This is a genomic window from Phytohabitans maris (genome assembly GCF_031085175.1).
Lineage (GTDB): Bacteria > Actinomycetota > Actinomycetes > Mycobacteriales > Micromonosporaceae > Phytohabitans > Phytohabitans maris.
Genome location: NZ_JAVHUY010000002.1, coordinates 254,290 through 269,277, shown reverse-complemented (window position 1 = coordinate 269,277; position 14,988 = coordinate 254,290). Strand labels below are relative to the sequence as shown.

Genomic DNA, 14,988 nt, shown 5'->3' with positions numbered 1-14,988 from the left:
CCGCACGGCGATCCTGGTCCGGCAGACGGCGGATGAGCTGCGTTGTCAGATCGGCGGACGGGTGCCGGCGCTCGCCATCGCTGGTATGCGCATGCACGCTTTGCCGGCTCCGTCTGAAAGTCTGAGCCGCCCTATTAAACCGTAATGCGGATGCCGTGGTGAAATGCCGATGCCGCCCAAGTACAGCCACGAATGCCGGAACCGGCACAGAGATCCGTCCGCCGGATCCGTCCGCCGCTCCGCTATGGCAGCGGAACCTGCCGCGGCGGGCGCGGTCCGGCACTTGCCGGGGTTTGTGCCGGCGGGAGCCGCTGTTGTTCGGCACTTGCGTTCTGCCGGCAGTGCCGGGTCTGGCGCGCCGCTGGTGTGGGGCCGGCGCCCGCCGCGACGAGTGGCAGCGGGGTGGTGGCCCGGCGTGCGGCCACGCTAAGCGGTCGCGTCGGGGGCGACCCCATACCACACTCGTCTGACAGGAAAGCGATCTTCTGAATCGAAGTTGCACTATGTTTCGTGCCGCTCTTCCTGCCCTGTCAGATCCATGTCGGCGGTTCTCGGGGGCGTTGGTGGGTGCGGCGGCCGGATCTGACAAACGATCACCGCGATCTGACAGCGGCCGCACGCACCGGGCGAGCAAGTGGCCGCGCGGTCCGGCGTACGTTCGAACATACATTACGATCTGTAATGAGTTTGTAGTGGCTGGAGGGCCATGAGCTGCCCTGTCAGAGTCGTGGCGGCCCTGTCAGATACGCTCCGTGTCTGACAGGGGTATCCGCCGATGCGGGGTCGCGGCTTGTCAGATCGCTGTCAGATTGGGGAGTGTTCGCCTCGTCTGACAAACCCCGGTTGGTGGGTGTAGGCGACAACGGCCGACGACCGGCACTTGCCGGCCGGGGTGAGGCTCGGTCGGCACGGGCGGGCATCCGACGCCGCCACGTGCGGACGGCGACTGGTCCGGCGGTGGCGCTGGCACGGTGTCCGCCAGCGTCGGTGACGTCGAACTCGGGCGAGCCCTGGGGGATGTGGGGCCAGCGGCGATCGTTGTGCCGGCATTGCCGGCACAACGGATGGCACGTGCCGGCACATCACGCCAGCGCCGGTTGCCCGCGCCGGCAATGCCGGCACTTCGGCAGTTTCGGCGGTGCCGGCACTCCGGCACTGCCGGCGTTTGCTGTGCCGGTGCTGGCGTTTCGGGGTTGGCGGCACTTCGGGCGACAGTGCCGCTGGCCGCGGCAACGCTGTGGCGCCGCGCCCGTCGCCAGCGTGTGCCGGCGCTGTGCCCGCGGCTGCCGTTACGCCGGCTGGCGCCGTGCCCGAGGCCCCGGTCGGTGGTGCCGGCTGGTGGCGGTCCGGTTGGGGTCGGTGCTGCCGTCAGTGTTGCCGTCGCTTTCCGGGTCGGTCTTGAGACTGACCCCGACACGGACCTCTTCTTTTCTGTCGGTGCAGCACACGGGGCTGTGACAGATTCCGGCGCTGCTCATAAAGACCCTTGTCAGGGTCTCCCCAAGGCGGCTTAAAAATATCCCCGCGCAGCTAACCAAGAAATGGAATTCGCTGATGTCTGATCGTGTCCTGCGCGTGCAGTCGGTCCTGACCGCCCGCGACCTGACCCTGTTGGAATGGCTGGTCGACCACGGCGTGTTGACCAGCTTCCAGATCGCCCATGCCCTGTTCCCGTCGCTGGATTTCGCCCAGCGCCGCCTGACCCGCCTTGTCGCGATTGGGGTGGTGGACCGGTTCCGTCCGTTCAAGCTGGACGGCGGCTCGTTCCCGTACCACTACGTCATCGACCAACTCGGCGCCGAGGTCATCGCCGCCCAACGCGACGAACCGCCACCGCGCCCCGGCTACGGCAAGGCCCGCCGCCGCAGGTGGACCTCGACCCGGACGATCGGGCACCGGCTGGGCGTGAACGGGTTCTTCACCGACTTGGCCGGCCACGCCCGCACCCACCCCGACCACGCACTACTGCGGTGGTGGCCGGAGTCCCGCTGCAGCCAGCCGTCCGCGTTCGCGATCGAGGAAGACGCGATGGAATTGCTCACGCACACGATGCCGATCCACCCGGACGGGCACGGCATCTGGCAGGCCGGCGACGCGCTGGTGCCGTTCTTCCTGGAGTACGACACCGGCTTCGAGCCGATCACCGAACTGGGCCACAAACTGGTCGGCTACACCACCCTCGCCGAGCGGGGTGGGGCATCCTGGCCGGTGCTGTTCTGGCTCACCAACGCCGAGCGGGCGGTGCACCTGCACCAGCTCCTGACTGAGATCGAGGGCGTGCGGGTGCCGGTGGCCACCGGCGTCCGCGAGGACACCACCAGCGAGGCGGGCCCGGCCGGGCGGGTGTGGTGGCTGCACCGGCATGCCGGGCTGCTCACCCTGGCCGACCTTGCCACCGCCATCCCGCGCCTCACGGGTCAAGCCACCGCAATCCTCTAGCTCGCGCCGAACCCCGGCGTGTACGCCTGCCGCCGCCCCGCCCGAGGGGCTGGCGGCAGCTGTCTGTTCCGGCACCAATGCCCGCCCCACGGCCTTGACGCCGCGCTGGGTGGGCCTGTCTTTGTCCCTTGCCGCGTCTGCGGCAGCCTTTCTGGAGGTATTGGTCGTGACGACCACCTACCCGTACCCGTTCACCGTCCCCTCACCCAAACCCATCCCACCGGAGCTGCTCCGCGAGTCGGTGCGCCGGTTCACCAGGCAGGACCTGTGGGCGGTCATGATGATCGCCGAACACCAGGTCCTGACCACCGCCCAGCTCACCGTCCTCGGCTTCCGCCCCGACCAGCAGGTGGCGGAGCGGCGGCTGCGGATCCTGGCCCGCCGTGGCTGGCTCGACCGCTTCGGCACCATCACCCGCACCGGCGACATCGTCACGGTGTGGTGCCTGGGCCCGCTCGGCGCGGACATCACTTCCGCCCCGGCCGGCCCGAGCCCCAGCCCGGCCCGCACCTACCGCCGCCGCGAGCGGCTGCGCACCAGCAGCGATCTGGAGCTGGTGATGGAGACCAACCAGTTCTTCGTCGACCTCGCCGCCCACGCCCGCACCACCGCGCACACCGACCTGCGGGAGTGGTGGTCACCGCGCACCTGCCACGCCGTCACCACCCCGGAACGGCGCCAGGCGTGGCACGGCGCGTACGCCCACCAGGGCCAGCAGCACGGCTTCTGGCTCGAACCCGACCCCGGCGACACCTCCGCCGCCGCACTGGCCGGCCGGGTCCACCACTACCCGGCCATCGCCGAGCGGACCGGGCTGGCCACGCTGCTGTTCCGCACCACCGACCCACAGCGGGAGCAGGACCTGCACAGGAAGTTGGCCCGGCTCAACCTGCGCCAGCTGACCGTCGCCACCACCCACCCCGACGCCGGCCACCCCGCCGACAGCGTGTGGCAGCCCGCCGGCGGGAGCGAACGGATCGCCTTGCACCAGCTCCCGACCACCGAGCAGGTCGTGCACCCCAACGACGACGCGTTCTTCCTCGACGCCCAGAACCTGGCCCCACACCCCATCCACGACCCCGAACGCCCAGGCGAAGAAGCCATAGTCAACGGCGAATACAGCTACACTCGCCAGCCGTAACACCCCGCACCCCCGGGGCCTGTCCGCCAACCACGCGGACAGGCCCGAGCCGTGTCGACACCCGGATTCTCGGGCCCACCGGTCGGCAGCGGCCCGGACTCGAAGCCGCTCCAGGCGTGTCGCCCCTATCAGCTGTGGACGGCGGGCAGAGCCCCGGAGAGCGCAGCCCTGTACACCCGCCCGCCGTCAGGCTGAGCGTCGCCTGTCTGCGAACCACAGCAGCGACATCGACGTTCGACCACCAGGCCTTCGGCTGGGCAGAGCCCCACGACGAACCTCAACCTCGACCAGACCGCACGGAGCCCATGGTGAGCAACAACCGACGAAGCCGCACCGCACGGCGTGGCGATCACCAGACCGGCGGCGGGCCGGTCTGGACGGCGGAGGCGGTCCGCGCCCTCGGCGCGTTCACCGACCTGCACACCGCGGCGCAGATCTTCGGCCTCGCGATGAGCACCGCCTACCTCCTGGCCAAACGCGGCCAGTTCCCCGTACCGGTCATCCGCGCCGGCACCCAGTACCGGGTACCGGTCCAGCCCATCATCGCCGCCCTCCACCTTGAGCCCGAACCCGACCAACCACCCTGAACGTCCGGCGAGCGGTCGGGTGCACGCCTGCCAGTGCCTGGCGACTTGATCGTCTCGGCGAGGCGCGCGTGGATGTCAATCGATAAATCCGCTGCCCCACCAGGGGCAGCGCCAGCCCCATCCTGAACCAGGAGAAAGCTCGATGTCGGAAGGATCCATCTCCAAACGCTGCGGCTGCCGCGACCCGGACAGCCGCAAACTGCTGGGCAACACCTGCCCGAAACTACGCCGCCCGAACGGCACCTGGAGCCCGGACCACGGCCTTTGGCAGTACCAGCTCGAACTTCCCGTCACCGCCACCGGCGGGCGGCGGCAGCTACGCCGCGGCAGCTTCGAGGGCTACCGCGCCGCAGCCGACGAACTCGACCATGCCCGCCAGCTGATCGCGCTCGCCGGCCGCGACCGGGACCGCCGCACCGAAATCGCGGACCTCATGCAGGCCGCCGTCAAAGCCAAGCAGCCGCTGCCCGACCTGGACACCATCCGGCTGCGGCTACGCGCCAACGCCGCCTTGGCCGAAGCCCCGACCGTGGCCGCCTACCTCACCGAGTGGCTCGCCGGCCTGAAGATCGACGAGAACACGATCCGCGGGTACGAGTCGCATGTCCGGGTCCACCTGATCCCGCACCTCGGCGACATCCGGCTGGACAAGCTGAAGGCCCGCCACATCAAGGCCATGTTCACCGCGATCGAGGCCCGCAACGACGAGATCCGCGCGGCGAAGGCCAGCGACGACCCACACCGTCGGGCGAGCGTTCGTGGGGTTCGCCTGACCGGGCCGGCCACCCGCCACGGCATCCGCGCCACCCTGCGCAAGGCGATCAACGACGCCCTCGCCGAAGAGGTCATCGCCGGGATCACCAACCCGGCCACCCTCGTCAAAACCCCAGGCGGGCGGACCCGGCCGATCGTGTGGGAGCCCGAACGCATCGCCCGCTGGAAGGAAACCGGGCAGGTGCCCGGCCCGGTCATGGTGTGGACCGACGACCTGCTCGCCCAGTTCCTGGAGTACGCCGCCGAACACGACCCGGACCTGCATCCCATGTACCACTTCATGGCCTACCGCGGACCCCGCCGTGGCGAAGCCTGCGGCCTGCTCGACGCCGAAGTCCGCCTTGGCAAGAAGGAGGTGACGATCAACAACCAGATCGCCACCCACGGCCGGACCACCCGACAGAAACCCCCGAAGAGCGAGGCCGGGAACCGGGACCTCGTCCTCGACGACGACACCGTCAAGGTTCTCACCGCCTACAAGGCCCGCCGCGCCGCCTGGAAACTGGCCGCCGGTGCCGACTGGCCGGACACCGGTCTGTTCTTCGTCCGCCCCGACGGCCGGGCCTGGCATCCCAACCTGGTCACCCAACGCTTCCGCCGGCTGCTGCGCAAAGCCGGGCTGCCACCGATCCGGCTGCACGACCTGCGCCACGGCGCCGCCACCATGGCCCTCGACGCCGGCATCGACATCAAGGTCGTCTCCGAACAACTCGGCCACAGCACCACCACACTCACCCTCGACACCTACACCAGCGTCGTCAAACGCCTCCACCACGAAGCCGCCGACGCCGTCGCCAACAAAATCAAACAACGACGTGACAAGACCGCCTGAGACGCTTCGCGTTCAGAGCACCAGCGGCAGGCGTGGGCGCAGCGAACAAAACGGGCCCGTCCAGGTGTGACCTGGACGGGCCCGTTTTCCTGTTTGCCCACAGCCACACTCACACGAAGCCACTGCGTGGTCAGGACCAGCGACGGACTCGTAGGTCCTCGAGCTACGCCGGTCGCCACTCCCCACAGCGCTCCGAGTGGAACGCGTAGTCGGTAGATCGGATGGTCACCTGCACTCGGCGGGCGGCCGTGATGAAGTTGTTGTCGATGATGCCGTTGCGGTTCTGACGTTCCCAGTAGCATCCGTCCACGTCGGTCGTGACGTAGGTGCCCGCCTTGATTTCCTTGCCAACCAGGAAGGTGCCGGCGCCGAAGATCCGGCCCTGCGCTTCGAGGTCCGCGTCGACCTTGCCGCGTTGCACAGACTTGCGCCACTTGCCGGCGAGTGGGTGGTTGGAACACAGGGTGAGCGCTGCGTTGATCTCGCGAATCTGCTCTGGGCTCGCTTTGAAGCCGGTCTCCGCGTACGGGTCGGTCGGGTCGACCTCTGCGCAGATGGTGTACAGCGTGCCAATATCCAGGTCGTCGTACTTCGAGGTCGCATGCGCGGCCTTCTCCAGCGGTGTCTCCGGGATGATGATGCCGGCGTCGCAGGAGTACTTCTTGGGCTTTACCTGCCAGACCTCGGTGAAGTCGGGCCGGCCCTTGGCGTCGGTCGGCACTTCAAGGGACGACGTGGCCAGCAGGTCGTCTCCCAGGCGGCATTCGAGAATGACCGGCGCCCGAAGCGGGGACGCACTCGACGGTACGGGGCTCGGAGCCTGGTTGATGACATCCGCGGCGCCGGGCGCCTTGCACACGACCGCGCCGGTGTTCGCGTCCACGCTGTATGCCGAACAGCTGGACCTCGGCGAGGCCGCGACCGACGTGGCCGCCGGCTCGTCGCTGTCCGCTTGGCCCAGTACAGCGCCGATACCGAGGGCGGCCACGACCAGTACGGCGACTGCCACCCCGGCGAGCAGTCCGCGGCGCCGCTGCCTTGGCGGTGTCGGGTTGGCCATATCCGTCCAGGAGGGCTCGGCCGGAGGCTGGGCAGCATCGGTCATGTCAGGTACCCGAGGTGATTGGCGGGATCGTGATGCCGTGCTCAGCGCAGCCGCCGGCGAGGCCCGCGTACGCCTCCATCATCGTGCCCACCAGTGGCAGCGCCGCCAGCGCCGCCAGCGCGTCCTCGTCCTTCATATCCCGCATCTGCCAGACGATGTCAATGATCTTCACGCCGTTGTCGCGGATCGCATCGTGCCGGGAATCGGAAAACATCTTCCGTACCCGCTTGTACTCCTCGACGATCAGCGTCTCGTCCGGGCTGTTGCCGGCCAGTTCGTTGTCCTCGGCGATCGCCTCGCACGCCGCGATGCCGGTGTCCTTGCCTACGAGCGGCACGCCCGCCGGGACGGCACCGGTTGTGCGGACCACGAGCAAGGCACCGAAGGCAACAGCCACCACCGCCACGGCGACGCCGATGATCAGACCAGCGTTGCTCTTCTTGGGCGCCGGCGGCGGCGCGAAGTGCGCCGGCTCGTATGGCTGCTGCGGGCCTGGGCTGACGGGCGCTGGCTCGTATGGCTGTGGCTCAGGCGGGCCTGGGTTGATGGGCGGCGGATAGGACACGGCGCACTCCAATGCACGATTCCTACGGCAGGGTCAACCTGGCGGCGGCGGCCAGCCCCGAACCGTGCCGAATAAGGCAGCCGCCACTACTGGGGAGGCCGGTCACGGTAACGGCCACACCGAACGGACTGCTGTCAGATCAAGGTCACTGCCGATCGGCCGGTGCGCGCGGTGAGGTACACGCCCCGTTCGGTCGATACGGGGACAGCCGCTCGGAGCGGACATTCCGGCACCCGCGCCACTCCATCAGGAAAGCGACGCCGGCGTCTGCTCCGACAGCGCGCGACGCTCGGCACACTCTTCTGCGGCCGGCGGGTCGGAGCCGACCGCCAGCGCGGCGCCGAGCGCGGGGAGCGCAACCGCGCCCAGGACCGTGATTCGTTGTCCCTGGAATCCAGTCCGTTGATGCTCGCGCGCGGGTGACTGCTCATGCTCGCCGTCCACATTCAGCAATGCAGGATCGGCGGCAAATCCGCGCACGTGATCATGTCAAGGGCCGCGATTCGGTGGATGGGACAAGGCTGGCTCGATTCATAGCTCTGCGCCGCTTGGTTTGAGCCGATCGGGCCAACGCCAACTCGGCCGCCCACCTGTTCATGAAGCGGCGGTTCGGGCCCTAACGTGGGAGACATGGCAGAACCCTCCGAGTACGAGCTAGCGGCGTGGCGTGACATTCAGCGGTTCAAGGGCCGGCCGTTGTCGGCCGCGTTGCGCAGCGCCGGCGAGGGCGTGTCAAACGGTGTCGCGGCACTGGGCCGGCGTGCGGCGACGTACCTGGAAAACCACCCGGGAGCCCAATCAGTCGTGTCGCGGGGGCGCGGCATCGCCGCCAAGGGTGCGAGCGCCATCGGCACCGGGGCTCGCAAGGCGGCAGGCGTCCTCCCCGTCAGCGCGGCGAACTGGAGTGGCAGTGCGCTGGGCTCAATGCAGCGAACGGTGGCGAGGATTTCACGGGCGGGGCTCTCGCCCAAGCGGGTAGTGCAACTCCACCAGAAGCGCGGGCACGACGTCACCACGCTCTCCGACCTACGGCGCCTCGACCTCGAGCAGATCCACGCGGTCCGCGGACGGGCCTTGAGCTGGTACTACCCGGCTACCGCCGCGGTCTCGGGGATGGGTGCGGGACTGGTGATCTCGGGAGGCGAACTGGTCACCGCGGTCTCTGGCGGCGCGGCGGCGGCGCCGTCGGGAGGCGCCATCGTCAGCGCTTTCGCCGGCGACGCCGCCATCGTCATCGGACTCGCGTCCCGCGCGGTCGGCCATGTCTCGCTGCTGTACGGCTACGACCCCGAAGAACCAGCCGAGAAGCTCTTCGTGCTGTCCGTCGTCAACGCCGGGACGGCCGCGTCCGTCGGCGCGAAGAACGCCGCCTTCGCCGACATCTCGCGCCTCACCCAGGCACTCGTCCGCGGTAAGACGTGGAAGGTTCTGAACGACTCGGTTGTCGCCCGGATCGCCGGACGGTTCGCGGAAGCGGTCGGCCACACTCTCACCAAGAAGGGCCTCGGCAAGGTCGTGCCGGTAGCCGGAATCCTGGTCGGCGGCACCCTCAACTGGACCACTCTGGAGGGAATCGTCGACACCGCCGAAATGGCGTACCGGCGCCGGTTCCTGCTGGAAAAGTACCCTCAGCTTCTGGACGAGGAACCGATCGAAGCCGTCGTTGTCGAGGACACCGACGACCCGAACGGCGTGGTCGACGGCGGCTTCAGCGTGCTCGGCGAACTCGCCGCCGAGGGCGAACCCGACCTGCACTGAACCCGAAGCGGGCGGCCTACGGCAGGAGCTCGACGAAGCCGTCGGTCCCGTACCAGCGAATGCGCTGGCCGTCACGGATCGGGCGGGTCGCCCGCGCGACGCCGACGACGGCCGGCAGGCCGTACTCCCGGGAAGCCGGCTTGGTACTGCCGAGGATCTTGGTGGCGACTGCTGCTGTCAATAGGTGACAGCTGCCGTTGTCCGCCAGAGCCGCCGAGGCCGCCCGGACCGAGCGCAGCGGGCAACTTGACCTTGCGGGGAAAGTGAGGCGTCGATAGGTGCGGTCACCACCCGGCTGCCCGTAGGACGAAGTCTTCCAGGCCCCGGGCTGTTGTTCCGGGTGGTGACCCCAGCCAGCCGTTGGCGTCTACGAAGGCGGGCCGCGCTGACCGCGCCAGCGAAACGTGCGCCTCGTTCGCCGGCTGAGCTGGCCTGGCGCGCCACGGCGCGCGCTCGACCCAAGAGCAGCGGTTTTACATGTGTGCTCGGATGTGGCAGCAATGGAGATCAGCGCCGGCCGGCGCCCGTCGGTGATGATCAGCGACGACCGGCACACACCAAGATCATGCCGGGCTGTGCGATCGGTTTGTGCTCCGCCGGTCGCCGTTGGGACGGTCGGCGGCCATCGGCGCTCCCCGGCGCCCGCCAGCAACCGCTGGCAGGTACCCTGGGGAGCCGCGCCCTCGTAGCTCAGGGGATAGAGCAACGGTTTCCTAAACCGTGTGTCGCAAGTTCGAATCTTGCCGGGGGCACGCTTGCCGGTCGCGCCCACCGTGGTCAGGGCAGCGTGGGTTCGGGGTGGGCGGCGAAGTAGCGCTCCGCCGCCTCGTCGCTGACTAGTCAGTGCGGTGGGCCACTAACCTTTTGCCGGCTTCGCCGGGCCCGGGTGACCAGCGGCCGAAGGCCGCCGGTCACCCGGTGAACGTTGGGGCCACCGCACTAGGTGGCGGTCGACCAGCTACTCGACGGCCCGTCGTTGAGCGCGGCTCTCCCGGAAGGCGTTCCAGACCGGCAGCAGGTCCGGGTACTCCTCATGTAGCTCGTCCCTGAAGTGCCGGAACGCGCCACGGCCGCGGATGGCGCGCCAGTCTTCGCTGGGCCTGTTCGTCGCTGACGGTCCAGAAGACGATTTCACCGGTTTTCCTGTTTACCAGGTACCGGTGCTCGTAGCTGTCCTGGTCCGACAGCGCCGTCGCGATCTCGTCCAGGTCTCCTGCGTTAGCGCGCCATTGCCCGCCGGTCGATGTCACCGTGCCTTCGTGAACGCCTGGTTTACCTCGTCCGGGTCGAAGGCGGCCGGGTCGAAGTGTGCCGCGTCGTCCCATCCCAGCCACTCCAGCCGCTCCTCGTGGTCGGGGTGGCTCGGGTCACCGAGGATCTCCACCAGCTCCTCGTAGCCCCAGATGCCGCCGCAGTCGTCTGGTGGAGCTGCCCGGCGGCCGCCCACACAGCGGGGGTACGTCAGTGTGGGATCCCGGTCGAGCACCTTCTCCACCAGGATGTCGTGCACCCAGTCGTCGCCGAAGTCGTACACGTATCGGATTTTGTCCTTGGCTTGGGGTGCAACCTGCTCCAGCGTGACGGGCTTTTCGGCCCGGTGCCCGAGCTCCCGGTTCGCGATTCCGAAGTCGCCGTACGGCGTGTCGAAGACGTGCAAATGGCTGTCTTCCCAGCCGAACGAGAGCTGGATCGCGTGGTGCAGGCTGGCCAGGCTCACGTCCGCCGGTACGAGCAGGCGCCGCCAGATGGGTGGCTTGGCGCCCTGCAATCCGATCTTGATCTGGTAGATCGGGGCTGGGCCATCCGACTTCTTGCGCTTGGTGGGCAGCTTCGCCCGCGCCGGTCGTTGTAGCAGCGACAGGAAACCGTCCGCGGGGCCTGCCTCGTGGTGCTCGCGTGCGCCGGCCGGCTTGCGCGCCGGTGGCAGGGCGGTCAGCCTGGTCCGCACCAGCGCCGCCAGGATCTGGTACGGCGGTCCAGCCTCGTCCTCGTCGTCCTCCTCGGACAGGTCGGGATCCAGCCCCTCGACGAGGATGGTGTCGGGATCCTCCCCGTCGTGTACGGCCCGTGCGCCCAGCGCGTCCTCGACGTACCAGCGGAATTCGGCCGGATCGACCGCCTGGGTCCCGGCGACCATGCCGTCTGCGCGGAGCTCGTCCAGCATCTCGGGTAGATCGTCGGCGTCCACGAAGAAGATGTCCGAAGCGGCGCCGCAGTCCTGGTGGTCGACGGTGACGAGGAAGGCGTGCCGGCGACCGGCCCGCTCGAACGAGGCGACCAGCACCGACAGCGTCCCCGCGCGGTCCTTCAGCCGTACGCGGTCACCGGCCCGGAGCGGCTCGGACAGCTCGGCGGCCCACCGCGGCTTGGGTACGCCCGCGGCCGCGACGCGTTCGGCGGCGGCTGCCGCGGCGCTGGCGATCTGGTCCTGCGTCCCGGACGCCACCGAGCCGATCGACAGCAGCAGCGCCAGCGCGCCACGGTTCGGGCGGCTCTCGACCTGAGGGATGAGCTCCTTGACGAGCAGGGGTACGACGTCCTCGCCGAAGGTGGACACGGTGGCCAGTACCGTCGCGCCGGCCAGTTCCGCGTCGAGCGCGTCCTCTCTCTCGGCCAGGGCTGCGACACCGTCGAGTACGTCTGCGAGCATCTGCCCGGGATCGAGCTCATTGTCCGGAGTCATGGGCACATTCTTCACCCACGCGTCGCGCCCCCTCACACGGCCACCCGCGCGGCGGGCAGACTCTGCGGCATGACGTTCACCATGGTGACCGGCGATCTCTTCCAGCTCGGCCTGCCGGCGGTCGGGCACGGCTGTAACTGTGCCGGGGCGATGGGGGCGGGCATCGCGGCGGAGTTTCGGCGGCGGTTTCCCGACATGTACGAGGAGTATCGCCAGCTCTGCCAGAAGGGCGACTTCCAACTCGGCGACATCCTCGTCTGGGAGGCGCCCGACGTGGTCGTCTACAACCTGGCCACCCAGCCGATCCCGCGCCCACCGGCCACCCTCGACGCGATCGACACCAGCATCCGGACGGCGCTCTCCGACGCGGCCAGCCGTGGGTTGCCGCGGCTCGGCGTTCCCCGGATCGGGGCGGGGCTGGGCGGGCTCAACTGGGTCGACGTCGCGGAGGTGCTGGCCAACGCGGGTGAGGAGAGCCCGGTCGAGCTTGTCGCGGTCTCACTGCCATAAGAGGCCATAAGAGCGGCCCGCGCCGCGAAAGGGGCGCGCCGCAAAGCGGCCCGCACCCGCAAAGGAAGGGGGCGCGCCGCAAAGCGGCCCGCACCCGCAAAGGAAGGGGGCGCGCCGCGAAGCGAGAAACCCCAGAAAACGACCTGGGGAAAACCGCAACGCTAGCCTCGCCTTGTGGTCTGGACGTGGGTACGGGTGGGTGTCGGCGTGCTGCTCGGCGCCGTCACCGGGCTCGTCGAGCTCGTCTACCTGATCTGGGCCGGCATCATCCTCGTCCCGGCCTGGCCGCAGCCGCGCGCTCGCCGGGCGGCGGTGCAGCGGATCCAGGCCGGTGCCCGCAACCTCGCCGAGGTGGAGCGGTGGCGGCTCGCCGCGTTCCTGCGTGCGGAGAACGCCAGCGACTACACCGGCGCCCGCGCGGTGGAGTACCTCGTGCTGCGCTGGGCGGTCGGCCTGCTGGGCGGGCTGGTCCTGCTGCTGTTCCTCTACGGCGCGGCGGTCGGCGTCGTCTGGGTCCGCGACCTGCTCGTCGGCCGGAGCACGCTGCTCCTGGCGGTGGCCCAGGTCCTGCTTGGCGCGGTGGGCTTGTTTCTCTGCGTGCAGGGGTTCGCCGGGATCGCGGCGATCGAGCGGCACCTGGCCCGGCGATTTCTCGGCCCTAGCCGGCGTGAGGCGCTGGAGCGGCGGATCACCGAGCTCTCCACCAGCCGGGCCGGGGTGGTCGCGGCCGTCGACACCGAACGCCGCCGGATCGAACGCGACCTCCACGACGGTGTACAGCAGCGTCTCGTCGCGCTCGGCATGCTGCTCGGCCGGGCTCGCCGGGCGCCGGGCAGTACCGAGCTGGTCGCCCAGGCGCACGAGGAGACCCAGCAGATCCTCGACGAGCTGCGTGACGTGGCGTGGCGGGCGTACCCGGCGGCGCTGGACAACCTCGGCCTGCACGAGGCGCTGCTGCGCGTGGCCGAGCGGGCCGGTATCCCGGTACGGCTCCGCTACGAGCTGGACGAGCGGCCGCCCACCGCGGTCGAGACGGCCGCGTACTTCGTGGTCTCCGAGGCCGTCACAAACGCGGCCAAGCACGCCTACGCCCAGGAGGTGACCGTGGACGTCGCGCGCGCTGACAAGCTGACCGTCCGGGTACAGGACGACGGCGTGGGCGGCGCCGACCCGAGCGGGAGCGGCCTGTCCGGCCTGGCTAGGCGGGTGGCCGCGCTGGACGGGGAGTTTACTGTGGACAGTCCGGCGGGCGGGCCGACCGTGATCGTGGCGGAGCTGCCGTGCGCGTGACGCTCGCCGAAGACTCCACCCTCCTGCGCGAGGGCCTGGTGCGGCTGCTCGCCGAGGAGGGGCACGAGGTGGTGGCCGCGGTGGGCGACGGTGACGCGCTCCTCGCCGCCGTCGCCGCCGACCAGCCGGACGTGGTGGTGGTCGACGTACGCATGCCGCCCACCCACACCGACGAGGGCCTCCGCGCCGCGCTCCGGATCCGCGAGCGCTGGCCGGGCGTGGGTGTGCTGGTGCTGTCCCAGTACGTGGAGAAGCGCTACGCCGTCGACCTGCTCACCGGCCAGCCTGAGGGGGTCGGCTACCTGCTCAAGGACCGGGTCGCGCAGGTGGGGGAGTTCCTCGACGCGCTGGTGCGGGTGGGCGGTGGGGGAGCCGCGTTCGACCCGGAGGTGGTGCGGCAGCTGCTGGCCCGCACGACGCACACCGACCCGATCGGGCGCCTCACCGAGCGGGAGCGCACCGTGCTCGACCACATGGCGCAGGGCCACACCAACGCCACGATCGCCGGGCAGCTGCACGTGTCACAGAGCGCGGTCGAGAAGCACGTCAACGCGATCTTCGACAAGCTCGACCTGTCTCACGTCACCGGATACAGCCGGCGCGTGCTAGCCGTACTCAGGTATCTCGGCTCTTGATCCTTCGGATGCGGACGGTGACGAACCATCCCACCGCGACCACGACGGCGCCGGCCACCCCCAACTGGAACCAGCCGGCGTAGCGCTCGACCACGTGCCAGTTCTCTCCGAGCAGGTAGCCGGCGAGGATGAAGACCGTGTTCCAGATGGCGCTGCCCAGCGTGGTGAGCAGCGCGAACGTCGCCAGCGGCAGCCGCTCGATCCCCGCCGGGATGGAGATGAAGCTCCGGAACACCGGCAACATCCGCCCGAAGAACACCGCCTTGGCACCATGCCGCCCAAACCACGCTTCGCTGCGATCGACGTCCGAAACCTCGATCAGCGGCACGCGCATGGCGATCGCCCGCATGCGGTCGCGGCCGAGCAGCGCGCCGAGCCAGTAGAGGATGAGCGCGCCGGTGAGCGAGCCGAGCGTGGTCCACACGATCGCGGCGACCAGGCTGATCTCGCCCTGGCTCGCGGTGAACCCGGCCAGCGGCAGGATCAACTCGCTGGGCAGCGGCGGGAAGAGGTTCTCCAGCGCGACGGCGAGCCCCGCGCCGGGCGCGCCCAGGGTCTCCATCAGTCCGGTGGCCCAGCCGGCGATGCCGCCCGGTTCGTTCTGCTCGATCATCGTCAGGTGTTAGTTACCGCGCGGCGGCCGTTCCATGCCTTCGGTGCCCGCCGAAG

General features: G+C 69.6%; 15 protein-coding genes and 1 tRNA gene. 9 read left to right on the top strand and 7 right to left on the bottom strand.

Annotation, left to right across the window (positions count from 1 at the left end; genetic code table 11):
- The first annotated feature begins 1,554 nt into the window (after positions 1 to 1,554).
- From RB614_RS03035 to RB614_RS03020, 4 genes are all read left to right on the top strand, one after another.
- A complete protein-coding gene (locus RB614_RS03035; protein WP_308710755.1) occupies positions 1,555 to 2,439 on the top strand; it encodes a replication-relaxation family protein in 885 nt (294 codons plus the stop codon).
- A 166-nt stretch (positions 2,440 to 2,605) separates the two neighbouring features.
- Entirely contained in the window at positions 2,606 to 3,580 is a 975-nt protein-coding gene (locus tag RB614_RS03030; protein WP_308710754.1) for a replication-relaxation family protein, read from the top strand.
- Positions 3,581 to 3,888: 308 nt separating this feature from the next.
- Positions 3,889 to 4,167: a DNA-binding protein gene (locus RB614_RS03025; RefSeq protein WP_308710753.1), complete on the top strand. Its 279-nt coding sequence runs from the start codon at positions 3,889 to 3,891 to the stop codon at positions 4,165 to 4,167.
- 142 nt (positions 4,168 to 4,309) lie between these two features.
- Positions 4,310 to 5,773: a tyrosine-type recombinase/integrase gene (locus RB614_RS03020; protein ID WP_308710752.1), complete on the top strand. Its 1,464-nt coding sequence runs from the start codon at positions 4,310 to 4,312 to the stop codon at positions 5,771 to 5,773.
- A 163-nt stretch (positions 5,774 to 5,936) separates the two neighbouring features.
- On the opposite strand, the gene RB614_RS03015 is transcribed toward RB614_RS03020, so the two are convergent.
- The 3 genes from RB614_RS03015 to RB614_RS03005 all read right to left on the bottom strand — a co-directional run bounded on the left by RB614_RS03015 (position 5,937) and on the right by RB614_RS03005 (position 7,923).
- Positions 5,937 to 6,878 carry an Rv1352/Rv1906c domain-containing protein gene (locus RB614_RS03015; RefSeq protein ID WP_308710751.1) on the bottom strand — a complete coding sequence of 314 codons (942 nt, stop codon included), beginning with the start codon at positions 6,876 to 6,878 and terminating at the stop codon, positions 5,937 to 5,939.
- Between the two features lies 1 nt (position 6,879).
- Positions 6,880 to 7,443, bottom strand: a complete 564-nt coding sequence (locus RB614_RS03010; RefSeq protein ID WP_308710750.1) for a hypothetical protein — start codon at positions 7,441 to 7,443, stop codon at positions 6,880 to 6,882.
- A gap of 246 nt (positions 7,444 to 7,689) precedes the next feature.
- Complete coding sequence (locus RB614_RS03005; protein ID WP_308710749.1) at positions 7,690 to 7,923, bottom strand: hypothetical protein; 234 nt, start codon at positions 7,921 to 7,923, stop codon at positions 7,690 to 7,692.
- Positions 7,924 to 8,073: 150 nt separating this feature from the next.
- Between RB614_RS03005 and RB614_RS03000 the strand changes: the two genes are divergently transcribed.
- Positions 8,074 to 9,201 carry an EcsC family protein gene (locus tag RB614_RS03000; protein WP_308710748.1) on the top strand — a complete coding sequence of 376 codons (1,128 nt, stop codon included), beginning with the start codon at positions 8,074 to 8,076 and terminating at the stop codon, positions 9,199 to 9,201.
- A 16-nt stretch (positions 9,202 to 9,217) separates the two neighbouring features.
- On the opposite strand, the gene RB614_RS02995 is transcribed toward RB614_RS03000, so the two are convergent.
- A complete protein-coding gene (locus RB614_RS02995) occupies positions 9,218 to 9,382 on the bottom strand; it encodes a hypothetical protein (RefSeq protein WP_308710747.1) in 165 nt (54 codons plus the stop codon).
- Positions 9,383 to 9,880: 498 nt separating this feature from the next.
- Between RB614_RS02995 and RB614_RS02990 the strand changes: the two genes are divergently transcribed.
- Positions 9,881 to 9,953 (top strand) — tRNA-Arg (locus RB614_RS02990).
- A 279-nt stretch (positions 9,954 to 10,232) separates the two neighbouring features.
- Here the strand turns inward: RB614_RS02990 and RB614_RS02985 are convergent.
- Positions 10,233 to 10,451, bottom strand: coding sequence for a hypothetical protein (locus tag RB614_RS02985; protein WP_308710746.1), 219 nt, complete (start codon positions 10,449 to 10,451; stop codon positions 10,233 to 10,235).
- The gene (locus RB614_RS02980; protein WP_308710745.1) at positions 10,448 to 11,884 is read right to left on the bottom strand and encodes a plasmid pRiA4b ORF-3 family protein; all 1,437 of its coding nucleotides are present in this window, start codon (positions 11,882 to 11,884) and stop codon (positions 10,448 to 10,450) included. Before RB614_RS02980 ends, RB614_RS02985 begins: the two co-directional genes overlap by 4 nt.
- A gap of 69 nt (positions 11,885 to 11,953) precedes the next feature.
- Between RB614_RS02980 and RB614_RS02975 the strand changes: the two genes are divergently transcribed.
- From RB614_RS02975 to RB614_RS02965, 3 genes are all read left to right on the top strand, one after another.
- Positions 11,954 to 12,394, top strand: a complete 441-nt coding sequence (locus RB614_RS02975; protein ID WP_308710744.1) for a macro domain-containing protein — start codon at positions 11,954 to 11,956, stop codon at positions 12,392 to 12,394.
- 174 nt (positions 12,395 to 12,568) lie between these two features.
- A complete protein-coding gene (locus RB614_RS02970) occupies positions 12,569 to 13,684 on the top strand; it encodes a sensor histidine kinase (RefSeq protein ID WP_308710743.1) in 1,116 nt (371 codons plus the stop codon).
- Positions 13,675 to 14,319, top strand: a complete 645-nt coding sequence (locus RB614_RS02965; RefSeq protein ID WP_308710742.1) for a response regulator — start codon at positions 13,675 to 13,677, stop codon at positions 14,317 to 14,319. The genes RB614_RS02970 and RB614_RS02965 overlap by 10 nt, the downstream gene beginning before the upstream one ends.
- On the opposite strand, the gene RB614_RS02960 is transcribed toward RB614_RS02965, so the two are convergent.
- The gene (locus RB614_RS02960; protein ID WP_428982914.1) at positions 14,300 to 14,932 is read right to left on the bottom strand and encodes a DedA family protein; all 633 of its coding nucleotides are present in this window, start codon (positions 14,930 to 14,932) and stop codon (positions 14,300 to 14,302) included. The genes RB614_RS02965 and RB614_RS02960 overlap by 20 nt on opposite strands.
- Positions 14,933 to 14,988 lie beyond the last annotated feature (56 nt).

What these genes read in the sequence shown, in the direction of transcription:
- RB614_RS03035 (WP_308710755.1), top strand. Translation starts at nt 1,555, where the DNA reads ATGTCTGATCGTGTCCTGCGCGTGCAGTCGGTCCTGACCGCCCGCGAC.
- RB614_RS03020 (WP_308710752.1), top strand. Translation starts at nt 4,310, where the DNA reads ATGTCGGAAGGATCCATCTCCAAACGCTGCGGCTGCCGCGACCCGGAC.
- RB614_RS03015 (WP_308710751.1), bottom strand. Translation starts at nt 6,878, where the DNA reads ATGACCGATGCTGCCCAGCCTCCGGCCGAGCCCTCCTGGACGGATATG.
- RB614_RS03000 (WP_308710748.1), top strand. Translation starts at nt 8,074, where the DNA reads ATGGCAGAACCCTCCGAGTACGAGCTAGCGGCGTGGCGTGACATTCAG.
- RB614_RS02980 (WP_308710745.1), bottom strand. Translation starts at nt 11,884, where the DNA reads ATGACTCCGGACAATGAGCTCGATCCCGGGCAGATGCTCGCAGACGTA.
- RB614_RS02975 (WP_308710744.1), top strand. Translation starts at nt 11,954, where the DNA reads ATGACGTTCACCATGGTGACCGGCGATCTCTTCCAGCTCGGCCTGCCG.
- RB614_RS02960 (WP_428982914.1), bottom strand. Translation starts at nt 14,932, where the DNA reads ATGATCGAGCAGAACGAACCGGGCGGCATCGCCGGCTGGGCCACCGGA.